Source organism: Kitasatospora sp. NPDC091276, from assembly GCF_040684355.1.
GTDB lineage: Bacteria > Actinomycetota > Actinomycetes > Streptomycetales > Streptomycetaceae > Kitasatospora.
The window spans coordinates 180,351-193,106 of the sequence record NZ_JBFBFU010000001.1; the positions used below are offsets into that span (position 1 = coordinate 180,351).

A 12,756-nucleotide genomic window follows, 5' to 3' on the forward strand; every position below is an offset into this window, starting at 1 on the left:
TCAGTGGCGGTAAAGTTAGGCTTACCTAACTTCTTCTGGGGGTTTGCCTTGTCGCTCGCCGCCGTTCCCGCCCAGGTTCCGGCCTCCTCCTCCGGAACTGTCGGAGCCGTCGGAGGTGTCGAAGCCGCCGGTGTCGCTGGAGCCGCCGGTGCCCCGGCCTCCGGCGAGGCCATCCTGCGCCGCCAGCGCGTACGCGAGTCCGCCGCCCGTACGTACGCCCGGTCCTTCCCGATCGTCCCGGTACGGGCCCACGGCATGACCGTCGAGGGCGCCGACGGGCGGCGCTACCTGGACTGCCTCTCCGGCGCCGGGACGCTCGCCCTCGGGCACAATCACCCGGTGGTGCTGGAGGCGATCCGTCGCACCCTCGACAGCGGCGCCCCGCTGCACCTGCTCGACCTCGCCACCGCCGAGAAGGACGACTTCACCAGCGCCCTCTTCGAGAGCCTGCCGGCCGACTTCGCCGCCGGTGCCCGGATCCACTTCTGCGGGCCCGCCGGCACCGACGCCGTCGAGGCCGCGCTCAAACTGATGCAGACCGCCACCGGCCGGTCCGGCGCGCTCGCCTTCACCGGCGCCTACCACGGCATGACCGCCGGAGCCCTCGCGCTCACCGGAAACGTCGCCGTCAAGGAACCGCTGCCGAGCGGCGGCGAGGTCGTCCGGCTGCCCTACCCGTACGGCTACCGCTGCCCGTTCGGCGTCGGCGGCGAGGCCGGCGCCGACCTCGCCGCGACCTACGTCGAACGGCTGCTCGACGACCCCTCGGGCGGGGTCGTCCCGCCCGCCGCGATGATCCTGGAAGCCGTCCAGGGCGAGGGCGGCGTCGTCCCCGCGCCCGACGGCTGGCTGCGCGAGATGCGCCGGATCACGGCTGAACGGGGCATCCCGCTGATCGTCGACGAGGTGCAGACCGGCGTCGGGCGCACCGGGGCGATGTGGGCCGTCGAGCACAGCGGCATCGTCCCGGACGCCATGGTGCTCTCCAAGGCCATCGGCGGCAGCCTGCCGCTCGCCGTCGTCGTCTACCGGGAGGACTACGACGGCTGGCGCCCCGGCGCCCACACCGGCACCTTCCGCGGCAACACCCTCGCCATGGCCGCCGGCGCCGCCACCCTGCGCCACGTCGCCGCCCACGGGCTGGCCGAGCGCGCCGCCGTCGTCGGCGAGCGGATGGCCGCCCGGCTGCGCGGGCTCGCCGCCGAACTGCCGGTGATCGGCGACGTGCGCGGGCGCGGCCTGATGCTCGGCGTCGAACTCGTCGACCCCGCCGCCGAACCGGACGCCTGCGGGGCCAGGCCGGCCGACCCGGCGCTCGCCCGCCGGGTGCGGGAGGCCTGCCTGGCACGCGGGCTGATCGTCGAGCTCGGCGGGCGCCACGACGCGGTGCTGCGACTGCTGCCGCCGCTGACCATCACCGACGAGCAGGTCGCCGCGGTGCTCGACCGGCTGGCCGACGCGATCGCGGCCGCTGCGGCCGTCGAACCCGTCGCTGCGGCGAGCGCCGCGGCTCTCGCGGCCCGGGGCGCCGAATGAGCGCGCGGCGAGGGGGCGATGGCGGTTCAGGGGAAGGTTCGGGAGGAGGCTCGGGCGCCCGAGCCGGGGCCGGTGGTGACTCCGGTGCCGAGGGCGGGTCCGGGGCCGGAGTCGGGGCCAGCTCTGGAGTCGGGGGCGGTTCTGGAGTCGGAGGCGGTTCGGGAGTCGGAGGCGGTTCGAGGGCCGGCGGTGGTTCCGATGCGGGTTCCGGCTCGGGTTCCGGCGCCGCAGCCGGACTGCCCGGCGGGCCCGCCCCGTTGGACGCCCTCGCGGGCGGCGTCGGCGGGCCCGGCGCGCTCGGACCGCTGCTGGCCACCGTCCTCGACGCGCTCGACCACGGCATCGCCCTGCGCGGCGGGCCGCTGCCCGCAGGCAGTCCGGCCGAGCTCGGTGCGCTGGTCGCCGACGGTCTGGCCGGCGCCCACGGGCCCGGCGCGCTCGCCCGCCTCACCGAACTCCTCGCCTACGGCGCCGCCGACCCCGCCGATCCGGCCTGCGCCGCCCACCTGCACTGCCCGCCGCTCGCCGTGGCCGCCGCCGCAGACCTCGTGGTCAGCGCCCTCAACCCCTCCCAGGACTCCTGGGACCAGGCCCCCGCCGCCACCGCCCTGGAGACCGCCCTCCTCGCCGAACTCGCCGCCCTCGTCGGCTACGACCCGGCCCGCGCTGCCGGCGTCCTCACCTCCGGCGGTACCGAGTCCAACCTCATGGGACTCATGCTGGCACGGGACCAGAAGCTGGACGGCATCGTCGAATTGGACGGCATCCCGGCCGGAGTCCGGGCGTGCGTCGTCGCCTCCGAGGCCGCGCACTTCTCCGTCCAGCGCGCCGCCGCCCTGCTCGGGCTCGGCGAGCGCGCCGTCACCACCGTCCCCGTCGACCGGCAACTCCGGATGGAACCAAAGGAGTTGGAGCGGACCCTGGCCGAGGCCAGCTGGGCCGGACGTACCCCGATCGCCATCGTCGCCACCGCCGGCACCACCGACACCGGCGGCATCGATCCGCTGCACGTCGCCGCCGACCTGGCCGGCCGCTACGGCGCCTGGCTGCACGTCGACGCCGCGTACGGCGGCGGCGCGCTGCTCTCCGACCGGCTCGCCCCGCTCCTCGACGGCATCGACCGCGCCGACTCCGTCTCCCTCGACTGGCACAAACTCGGCTGGCAACCCGCCGCCGCCGGCGTCTTCCTGGTCCGCCGCACCGAGACCTACGTCTCGCTCGCCCGCCGCGCCGAGTACCTCAACCCCGTGGACGACGAGCAGGCCGGTTACCCCAGCCTGCTCGGCCGCTCGCTGCGCACCACCCGGCGGGCCGACGCCTTCAAACTCGCCGTCACCTTGCGCACCCTCGGCCGCGACGGGCTCGGCCGACTCGTCGACGCCTGCCACGAACTCGCCCGGTCGGCCGCCGAGGCCGTCCGCGCCGAACCGTCGCTCGAACTCCACGCCGAACCCGCGCTGACCGTCGTGCTGTTCCGCTACCGGCCGCCGGGCCTGACCGACGAGGCTGCCGTCGACGAACTCAACGGCAGCCTGCGCCGGTTGCTGCTGCGCACCGGGCGGGCGGTGGTCGGGCGGACCGAACTCCCGGGCGAGGGGCCGGGCCGGGTACGGCTCAAGCTCACCCTGCTCAACCCGCACGCCACGGCGGGGGAGGTCCGTGCACTGCTGCGCGAGGTGGTGGGCGCCGGGCGGAAGGCCGAGGGGGAACGGGCCGGCTAGGCGCGCGCTGCGGGGAGTCGGTCATCGCCGGTCACCGCCGGTCATCGCCGGCCGACCGGCGCCCGGGCAGGCCCCGTTCGGGACCGATGACCAGGGCGCCGATTCATGACCGCGACCGGATGACCATGGTTGCCGCGGTGGCGGTGGCGGTGGCGGTGGCGGTGGCGGTGGCGGTGGCGGTAGCGGTGGTGTGGCGGTGGTTGCGGTCGGTCAGTCGCTCAGGAGTGTGGTGCGGGTGAGCTCCCAGGTCTCCGGGTCGGCGGCGACCAGGAGGCCGTTCTCGCAGCCGGGGGCCTCGGGGCGGTAGGGGGTCCCGTCCAGCCGGGCGGACACGCCGCCGGCCTCGGTGACGAGCAGGGAGCCGGGGGCGTGGTCCCAGGGGAGGGTGCGCCAGTAGAGGAGGAAGTCGAAGCGGCCCTCGACGACGTCCGGGTACTCGATTCCGGCGGCGTGCCGACCGGGGGAGACCTCGCCGAAGGCCGACTCGTTGGCCTGCAAACGCCGGCGGTGTTCCGGGTCGAGGTAGCGGCTCTTCACGGATCCGCGCAGCTTCGCGGCGTCGCGCGGTGCCGGCGGCCGGGTCAGGCGCACGCCGTCGCGCCAGGCCCCGGAGCCCAGTTCGGCACAGTAGGCGGTGGCGGTGGCGGGCTGCCAGATCCAGGAGGCGACGGTCTCTCCGCCGCGGACGAGCGAGCACATCACGGCGTACTCGGGGCGGCCCGCGACGAAGTTGGCGGTGCCGTCGACCGGGTCGACCAGCCAGGCGGCGGGCTCGTCGTGGAGAGCCTGGGCGAGTTCGGGGTCGGCGGAGACCGCCTCCTCGCCGACCACGGGGACGGGCAGCAGCTCGCGCAGGCGGCGGGCGATGATCACCTCGGCCTCGCGGTCGGCGACCGTCACGATCTCGCCGGGCGCCTTCTCCATCACCTCGCCGGCGGCCAGCGCCCGGAAGCGCGGCTCCACCACCTCGGCCGACGCCTCGGCGAGTATCTCCGCCACCTTGTCCATCAGCACGTTCGCGCTCCCTTCGCTGCCTACCACTGTCGCACGAGTGTGCGGAGGCGACCTGCGGCGACCCCTGGGGCGGGCGGGGCCCACGGGTGGGGTCCGGCGCGCGGACGGGCGGGCGGCGGGGCTCGAACAGGGAACGGCGAACAGATAACAGCTGACAGATAACAGATTTCGAAATCTGTTATCTGTCAGCTGTTATCTGTCGGCTGTTATCTGTTACCTGCTGCCCGCCGTCCCGGGGGTGCCCTCAGTCGCCCAGGTAGTGGAACCCCGGGCGCGGGTGCATCAGGAACTCGTGGTGCGAGATGTTCCAGGCGTACGCGCCCGCCATCGCGAACAGCACCCGGTCGGCTGCCCGCAGGCCGTCGGCGTCGGCGGCGGCCCGGGCGAGGACGTCCTTCGGGGTGCAGAGCTGGCCGGCCAGGGTGGCGCGGCCGGTGGCGACGGCGGGGCGCGGCCACGGGTGCGGCCAGGCGTCGACCGGGAGCACCTCGAAGGGCTGGGAGTGCCCCCGGGTGGCGGGGGTGCGCAGGTGGTGGGTGCCGCCACGGACCACCGCGAAGTCCTCGCCGTGGCTCTGCTTCACGTCCAGCACCTCGGTCGCGTACCAGCCGCAGTGGGCGGTCAGGGCCCGGCCGGGTTCGATCCGCAGGGTCAGGCCGGGGTGGGCGTCCAGCAGCTTGGCCAGCCCTTCGCCGAAGGCCGTCCAGTCGAAGTGGTTCGCCGGGTCGTCGTAGTCCACGGCCATTCCGCCGCCGACGTTGACCTCCGTCAGGGGGAAGCCGTGCCGCTCGGCCAGCGCGGCCGACCAGGCCACGATCTGCTCGGCGACGGCCAGTTGTTCCGCCGCCGCGAGCCCGCTGGCCAGATGGGCGTGCACGCCGCGCAGACGCAGCCGCCGTCCGAGCGGGCCGGTGCCGTTGCCGGTGCCGTCGCCGGTGAGCTGGCGCACGCACTCCTCGGCGCGGTCCGGGTCGAGCCCGAAGGGCGTCGGTCGCCCACCCATCGCGAGTGCCACCGCGTCGAGCGCACCGGTGGCGACCGGCAGGTTGACCCGTAGCAGCACGTCGACCACCGTGCCCGGCCGGTCCGCGAGGACGGCGTCGAGCCGGTGCAGTTCCTGCTCGCTCTCGATGTGCCAGCGGTGCACCCCGGCGTCCACGGCGGCGGCGATCTCGGCGGGCGTCTTGCCAGGGCCGCCGAAGGCCAGCGGCGCGTCCGGAACGGCCGCCCGCACGTGCGCCAACTCACCTCCGCTGGAGACCTCGTAGCCGTCGACCGCGTCGCGCAGCGCGGCCAGCAGCGGTGCCTCCGGATTGGCCTTGGCGGCGTAGTACAGCTCGACCCGCGCGGGCAGCGCGGCCCGGACGGCGGCGGCGTGCGCGCGCAGCGCCGCCAGGTCGTAGACGTAGGCGGGCAGGGCGTCGGACGCGAGGGCGGCGACGTGCCGGCGGACGATCTCGGTCATCGGGCGGCGCTCCCGAGGGAGAGGGGGGTAGCGGTGCGGGCGGCCTGGGCGAGGACGGATCCGGCGAGCGGCGAGGGCAGGCGGACGTAGCCGGCCTGTCGGTCGGCCTTGCGCTCCCAGCGGGTGAGCAGGTTGGCCTTGGCCGGCAGCGGCACGCCCGCGAGCAGCGCCCGCAGCCGGGGCGGGCGGCCGTGGCCTGCCGCGTACTGCTCCAGGGTGTCCCGGACCGCCTGCCACAGGGCGCCCTCCAGCTCGGGGTGGCGGTCGGCGAGGGCGGCCAGCAGTTCGGCGACGTGGTTGACCAGCAGGCAGTAGACCACCCGGTCCCAGCCGCGTTCGGCGTCGTACGTCATCGGCCCGGCGACTTCGGGCGGGAGGGCGGCCAGGATGTCGGCGTTGTGCTCGGGGACGAGCTTGGTGCCCTCCAGGTCGCGGAAGAGCACCTGGGTGGGGCGCCCGGTGGCGTCGACGCCGATGAGCACGTTCTGCAGGTGCGGCTCCAGCACCACGCCGTGGTCGAAGTAGGCGGCGAGCACGGGCGGGATGAGCAGCCCCAGATAGGCCCGCCACCAGTCCAGGGCCCGGGAGGCGTCCGAACTCCCCTCCAGTAGACGGGAGATGTGGGCGGAGCTGGTCGGGTGCTCGTCGGCGACGGCGGCGGCCAGCAGCGGGGTGACGCCGGGCCGCAGCACGCCGCCGAAGCCCTCGCGGACGATCAGGCCGAAGCCCTCGTACAGTGCCTGGTCGGGTCGGCCGTCGGCGCCGGGCAGGGCGAGGGTGCGGAACGCGGGCTCGCGCAGCATCGCCGCGTCGGGGAAGCGCCGGGCGAGGTCGGCGAGGGCGGGGGCGAGCAGCCGGGTGAGTTCGACGGCGCCGGTGAGCTCGTAAGCGGCGTTCTTGCGCAGGCAGTTGGTGATGCGCACGTTGAGGCTGAACTTGAGGAAGGCGTCCGCGCCGTGGAGGGTGCGCACCGAGGCGGTGGCGGCGAACTCCTCGCCGCGCGGCCCGAGGTCGAGGACGTCCCCGCGGTCCAGGGCGTCGCGCAACAGCGGGTGATCGCCGATGAGTTGGTACTGCCAGGGGTGGGCGGGCAGCAGGCGGTATCCGTCCGGGACGTCGCCGAGGCCGTCCAGCAGGGCGCTCGCGCTGTCGTCCAGGGACTGCTCGGTGAGCAGTTCGGTGCGGACGGCGAGGTGGCGCAGCGGGAACGCCGCACGGGACTCCGGGGCGTACCCGCGCCAGTCCCCCCGAGCGGCGGAGCGGGACTTGGGCGCCGGGTGGAAGCGGTGGCCGAACAGCAGGGCCTGCTCGGACTCCAGGTAGCGATCCGGTCCGGAGACCGGGCGGTCGGCCAGGCTCTGCCGGAGGCCGTCGTGGCTGGAGGTGACCTGGCCGAGGAACTCCTCGTTCACCGTGCCGGTGCGCAGCTCCAGTTCGTCCTGCACGTGTTCCGCCAGCTCTCGCCAGTCCAACTCCGCCCAGATGCCGCCTCGTTCGATCTCGACCGGGCCGGTGAAGCGGTGCGCGCCGAGCAGCGAGGTGCGGCGCAGGGCGATCCGCAGCAGGGCACCGCGCCGGGGCAGGCGCAGCAGCAGGCGGCCGTCGGCCACGGCGGTCTGGTGCTCGGGGGCGGAGACCTCGCGCAGCAGGCAGTTCAGCAGGGTGTGGGCCACCGCGTCGTCGGCGGTGGGCAGTTCGTGGCTGATCGGCTCGTGGGTGATCGACTTGGGGGCGATCGGCTCGGGGGTCATCGGCGACTCCAGCGCTGGCGGAGGGACGGGAGGGAGAATGCGGTGGCCGCGACGGCGGCCAGCAGGGCGGCGGCGGTGCCGGCCACCACGGGCGCGGCGGCGCCGAACTGCCCGTTGGCCAGCGCTGCGACGGCTCCGGCGGCGACGGCGCCGCCCTTGGAGACGAGTTCGAGCGTGCCGAACATCCGCCCGGGCGCGCGCCCTTGGGCCGCTCCGGCGGCGAGCACGGCGAGGCAGACCAGGCCGAGCGTGAGCCCGGCGCCGAGCAGCAGCCGGACGGCGACGAAGACCGGGAGCGAGTACGCGACGGCGTGCCCGGCCAGGCCGAGCGCGACGAGGCCGAAGCCGAGTGCGATGCCGGTGTGCGGGCGGGCTTGGAACAGCGTGTGGACGCGTGCGGCGAACACCAGGTAGCACAGGTGTGGCAGGGCGAACAGCACGCCGGTGGTGGTGCCGGAGACGCCGGGAAGCCGCTGCTCGGCGAGCGAGATGAGATAGGGGAAGGAGATGACGGTGGCGAAGACGAAGACGAACTCGAAGACGTAGAGCGGGAGGAGCGGGGAGGCGGGTGCCCGCTCGGCGCGGCCCTCCGACGCGGGGGCGGCCGCCGGACGGTCCGGCTCGGGCAGCAGGGACAGCAGCAGCGCGGCGGCGAGCGGGAGGACGGCCATCACCAGGTACTGGCGGTGCGGGTCGATCCACGGGGACAGCGCGCCGACCAGGATCGGGGCGGCCACCAGGGCCGCCCGGGCGCTGCCCTGCATCAGGGTGAGTGCGCGGGACAGTCGCGGTCCGTCGAGGGCGGCGGCGAGGTAGCCGTTGGTGGCGGCGAAGGTGCCGCCGAGGAAGCCCTGAAGGACCAGCGCGAGGGTGAACGCGGGCAGGCTGCCGGCGGCCCCGGCCAGCAGGAAGGAGACGGTGAGCCCGAGTTGGGCGCGCAGCAGCAGCCGCTTGCGGCCGAAGCGGTCGGCGAGCCGGCCCCACAGCGGTGCGCCGAGCGCGCTGAAGACCGTCGGGACGATGTAGAGCACGCCGGCCCACCGGGCCTGCGGATCGCCGAGCGTGGGCAGGATCGCGGTCAGGTACGGCGGCAGGCCCAGCGCGGCGAAGGAGGCGACGAAGTAGCAGGCGGCGACGGCGTGCACCTGGCGGCGGCCGAGTCCGCCGGAGTGGTCGGTCCCGTGGCCGGACCGCTGCGAAACGGTCTCCACACTCACCGGGTGATCCCGTTCGCCAGCAGGTAGTTGGGGCCGCTGGTGTAGTGCTTGTTGATGTCGGCGGCGCCCGAGCGCTGCTTGCTGAGCAGGGTCCCGGCGCTGACCATGGCCTTGACCGGCAGGCGTTCGGCCTCCAGCAGGTCCGTCCGCAGCGGCTCACCGGCCGGTCCGATCCGGTCCACCGCCTCGGCCAGGCGCTTTCGCAACAGTGCGAGCACGTCGGTGAGTTCGGCGCGACGGTGCTCGGCGAGGCCGAACGCGAGCGCGCCGGTGCACAGGTGGCCGGTGATGGTGGTGAACAGGTCGGTGAGCGCCCGGTCGTCGTCGCCGAAGATCCGGTCGTCGTCGAAGTCGGCCCGGGTGGGGGCGAGTTCGCCGAGGCGGGCGGTCATCCGGGCGGTGTGCACGCGCGGGCCGTCGTCGTCCTTGTAGAGCAGGCGCAGTCCGTCGCCGTCGAGCACCAGGGAGGTGTTCTGCTGGTGCGACTCCAGTGCTATGCCGTAGTCGAACAGCGTGGTCTGCCAGTCCAGCAGCAGTTCCAGCAGGGCGTCGTAGAAGGCGAGTTGGTCGCCGTCGTGGAATCGGTCGGCGAGGTGGTCGAGCACCAGGCGGCCGCCGGGCGCGGGGGCCAGCAGGGCGGCCAGCGGGACGGTGACGGCCCGCTCCAGCCCGGCGGGGTAGCGGCGCAGCAGGACGGCCAGCAGTTCGTGACCGGCGTGCGCCCAGGTCTGCTCGTCGGCGTGCAGGACGCGGCCGGCGAAGCGCGGCTCGCGGGCCAGCACGGCCTCGATCAGGCGCTGGCCGGCGGCGCCGTCGAGCAGCGTGCCGGGCTTGATGGTGCGGCGGTTGAGCCGGCCCAGCGTGGCGGTGGCGAGCGGGAGTTTGAGGTGGCAGGCGGGGTCGTCGGCGACGGCGACGGTGCGCATGGAGAGCGTCGGCACGACGGTCAGGTAGGGCCGTTCGGCCAGCACCGCGCGGTCGGCCAGGCCGGCCGCCTCCAGTGCCTCGTCCAGCGGGGCGCCGACGGTGAGGGGGTGGACCGGCAGGGTGGTCCAGCCGTCGCCGGGGCAGGCGTCCGCAAGGCCCAGCCAGGCCGGAGTGGGCCACCAGCTCGGGAGCGGGCGCCGGCCGTGTGTGGTGAGGGCGTCGGTCGGGACGGCCAGCCAGCGCAGCTCGAACGCGGGGTGGAACTCCGGTGCGTAGGAGTTCAGCTGGTGTTCGGTGAGGCCGGACCGGCCGCGCGCGGTCGGGTAGACGGGGTGGTCGAGGTAGGCGGCCAGGGTGTCGTGGCCGAGGGCGGCGGCCAGACCGGTCCAGTCGGCCGGGTCCTCGCCGTACAGGTCGGTGAGCCGGGCGTGCACCTCGGGCCGCGCGCGCTCGTGCAGTTCCATGGTGGCGAGGGTCTGGCGGCACTCCTCGGCGAAAGCGTCCCAGCCGGGCCGGTCCTCGGCCTCGGCCAGGCCGGCCAGGGCTGCCACGATGACGTCCAGGCCGGTGAGCCGGCGCCCGGCCAGCTCCAGTAGGGGCAGCCGGGCGGCGTACTCGCACTGGAAGCCCTCGACGGCGACGGGCAGGGCGAGTTCGGCGTCCGCGACGGTGAACCAGGCGCCGTCCGCGCGGTCCTCCACGGCGCCGCGGGTGCGCAGGCCGAGGACGTCCTCGCGCAGCAGGGCGGAAAGCACCCGCAGGGTGAGCTGCTCGTCGGCGGTCACGGGGTGATCTCCCAGCGGTTGGCGGCGCGGAACCGGGCGACGGCGGCGTCCACGGCTTCCTGGTCGGCGCCGATGGCCCACATCACGCCCAGGTAGTCGCGGTTGGTGCGGTAGTGCTCGTGCCGCTCGCCGAGCGGGCGCAGCGGGCGGTAGGCGAGCCGGACGCCGTCGCGCTCCTCGTCGTACGGCCCGGGGGCGGCGGTGAGGAGGCCGGCGCGGTCGGCGCAGACCACCTCGTTGCGGGCCCGGCGCGGGGTCGCGGCGCACTGCGCGCCGAGGTCCGCGGGGAGTTCCCGGCCGAGGTGGGCGGCGAGGATGTGCTCGAAGAGCGGGATGCCGAGGACCTCGGCGAGCATCAGGTCGCACTGGTCGCCGATGGCGCGGTAGTTGACCTCGATGATCCGGGCGCGGCCGTCGGGCTGCACGACGAACTCGGTGTGGCAGGCGCCGAGTCCGATCCCGAGCGCGTCGAGTTGGGCGAGCACCTGCGCGACCACCTCGCCGGGGTGCGCGGGGACGAACTCCAGCACCTCCTCGATGAAGTCCGGCGGCGGGGAGAGCTGCGTGCGGAAGCCGCCGAGGACGTGCCGGCGGCGGTCGTCGCCGAGCGTCTCCAGGGTGCACAGCCGGCCGTCCAGGAACTCCTCGACGACCAGCGTCGCGCCGGCCCGGCGGTGCTGGATCTCCCGGCAACGGAGGGCGAGTTCGGCGGCGTCGGCGACCAGTGTGACGTCCTCGCTGGCCACTCCCTCACGAGGTTTGACCACGCACGGGAACGGCGGCTCCAGCTCGGCCGGGTCCTGCCCGGGGGCCAACTCGGCGGACCAGACGGCGTCCTGGCCGGTCAGGGCGAGGTGGCGGCGCAGCTGGCCCTTGTCCTTGGCCCGCAGTGCGGCCTTCCAGTCCTTGGCGGGGAGGCCGAAGTACTCGGCGGCCAGGGCGGTCTGGGTCTGCAGGTGGTCGCTGTTGCTGAACACCGCGTCGGGCGCGTGGTGGCGGGAGACCAGGCTGATCACGGCGCGGAAGTCCCGGACGTCGCACTCCAGCACCGCGGGTGCGGTGAACGGGAGGTCGGCGTAGGCCTTCTGGTGGGGTTCGGCGTGGTCGGTCAGGACGGTGACGTCGAGCCCGAGCCGGGCGGCGGCGGGCAGGAAGCCGGCGGTGACCGAGTCGGTGGGGTTGAGGGCGAGCAGGTAGAGCCGCATGGGGTGGTGGTCCTTGAGGGTGGTGGCGGACGGGAGTGACGGCGGGCGGTGGCGGTGGCGGCCACAGCGGCAGCCGCCTCCGCCCGCCGTCGTCCGTCGGCGGTTACTTGGGCGCGTCCACGCCCGCGGCCTTGGCGATGTCGCCGAGCATGGCGTCGGCGGCCTGGACGCCGATGCCGGACATCCAGGTCTCGTCCGGGACGTTGAAGACCTTGCTGTTCTTGACGGCGTTCAGGCCCTGCCAGACCGGGGTCTGCTGGACCTCGCTCTCCTTGGTCTTGGACGGGTCGTCGGCGGTGGTGACGAACACCAGGTCGGCGTCGGCCTGGTTGATCTGCTCGGCGCTCACCTCGACGATGTTCTTGTCGACGTCCTGGGCGGCCGGGCGGGCCAGGCCGACGTCCTTGAGCACCACGCCGCTGTAGGAGGCCTTGGCGTAGAGGCGGGTCGGTCCGGCCACGAAGCGGACCACCGAGGCGGTCGGCATGGTGCCGCCGTTCTTCGCCTTGATCGCCTCACCGAGCTTGGTGGCCCGCGCCTCGTAGTCGGCGAGCGCCTTCTTGGCCTCGTCCTCCTTGCCGAGCGCCTGCGCGTAGAGGGCGAGGTTCTCCTTCCACGGGAACCCGGTGGTCTCGGCGAGCACGGTCGGCGCGATCGCGTTCAGCTGGTCGTAGACCTTGGCGTGGCGGACCTTGGAGGAGAGGATCAGGTCGGGCTTCAGGGAGGCGATCAGTTCCAGGTTCGGCTCGTTCATCGGGCCGACGTCCTTGGTGTCCTTGATCTTGTCCTTGAGGTAGTTCGGGAACCCGCCCTCGGTCTTCATGTGCGGCGACACCGCGCCGACCGGCGTGATGCCGAGCAGCGTGACGTCGTCCAGCTCGCCGCTGTCCAGCACCACGACGCGCTTGGGCTGGGCCTTGATCTGGGCGGTTCCGGCGGCGTGGGTGACGGTGCGCGGGAAGCCGGCGGACGCGCCGGCGCTCGCGGAGGAGGCGTCCCCGCTCTGCTTGGTCCCGCCGTCGCTGCCGCAGGCGGCGAGCAGCGTGGTGGACAGGGCGACGGCGAGGACGGCGACGGGGAGGCGGCGGTTCATGGGGGTCCTTGGATCGGGTCGAGCGGGCGTCGGGTTGCGGAG

At 74.4% G+C, this 12,756-nt stretch carries 9 protein-coding genes; 2 read left to right on the forward strand and 7 right to left on the reverse strand.

What is annotated here, in order from left to right:
• Positions 1 to 48 precede the first annotated feature (48 nt).
• Positions 49 to 1,536: a diaminobutyrate--2-oxoglutarate transaminase gene (locus AB0O19_RS00775; protein WP_363616637.1), complete on the forward strand. Its 1,488-nt coding sequence runs from the start codon at positions 49 to 51 to the stop codon at positions 1,534 to 1,536.
• Positions 1,537 to 1,793: 257 nt separating this feature from the next.
• Positions 1,794 to 3,257: a pyridoxal-dependent decarboxylase gene (locus AB0O19_RS00780; protein WP_363616639.1), complete on the forward strand. Its 1,464-nt coding sequence runs from the start codon at positions 1,794 to 1,796 to the stop codon at positions 3,255 to 3,257.
• Positions 3,258 to 3,467: 210 nt separating this feature from the next.
• On the opposite strand, the gene AB0O19_RS00785 is transcribed toward AB0O19_RS00780, so the two are convergent.
• From AB0O19_RS00785 to AB0O19_RS00815, 7 genes are all read right to left on the reverse strand, one after another.
• Positions 3,468 to 4,265 (reverse strand): inositol monophosphatase family protein, encoded by a 798-nt coding sequence (locus AB0O19_RS00785; RefSeq protein WP_363617008.1) that lies wholly within the window; start codon positions 4,263 to 4,265, stop codon positions 3,468 to 3,470.
• A gap of 250 nt (positions 4,266 to 4,515) precedes the next feature.
• Positions 4,516 to 5,736, reverse strand: a complete 1,221-nt coding sequence (locus AB0O19_RS00790) for a type III PLP-dependent enzyme (RefSeq protein ID WP_363616641.1) — start codon at positions 5,734 to 5,736, stop codon at positions 4,516 to 4,518.
• Entirely contained in the window at positions 5,733 to 7,487 is a 1,755-nt protein-coding gene (locus AB0O19_RS00795) for an IucA/IucC family protein (protein WP_363616643.1), read from the reverse strand. The genes AB0O19_RS00790 and AB0O19_RS00795 overlap by 4 nt, the downstream gene beginning before the upstream one ends.
• Positions 7,484 to 8,698 (reverse strand): MFS transporter, encoded by a 1,215-nt coding sequence (locus AB0O19_RS00800; RefSeq protein ID WP_363617010.1) that lies wholly within the window; start codon positions 8,696 to 8,698, stop codon positions 7,484 to 7,486. Before AB0O19_RS00800 ends, AB0O19_RS00795 begins: the two co-directional genes overlap by 4 nt.
• A gap of 2 nt (positions 8,699 to 8,700) precedes the next feature.
• Positions 8,701 to 10,416, reverse strand: coding sequence for an IucA/IucC family protein (locus AB0O19_RS00805; protein ID WP_363616645.1), 1,716 nt, complete (start codon positions 10,414 to 10,416; stop codon positions 8,701 to 8,703).
• A complete protein-coding gene (locus AB0O19_RS00810) occupies positions 10,413 to 11,621 on the reverse strand; it encodes an ATP-grasp domain-containing protein (RefSeq protein ID WP_363616647.1) in 1,209 nt (402 codons plus the stop codon). Before AB0O19_RS00810 ends, AB0O19_RS00805 begins: the two co-directional genes overlap by 4 nt.
• A gap of 103 nt (positions 11,622 to 11,724) precedes the next feature.
• A complete protein-coding gene (locus AB0O19_RS00815) occupies positions 11,725 to 12,714 on the reverse strand; it encodes an iron-siderophore ABC transporter substrate-binding protein (protein WP_363616649.1) in 990 nt (329 codons plus the stop codon).
• Positions 12,715 to 12,756 lie beyond the last annotated feature (42 nt).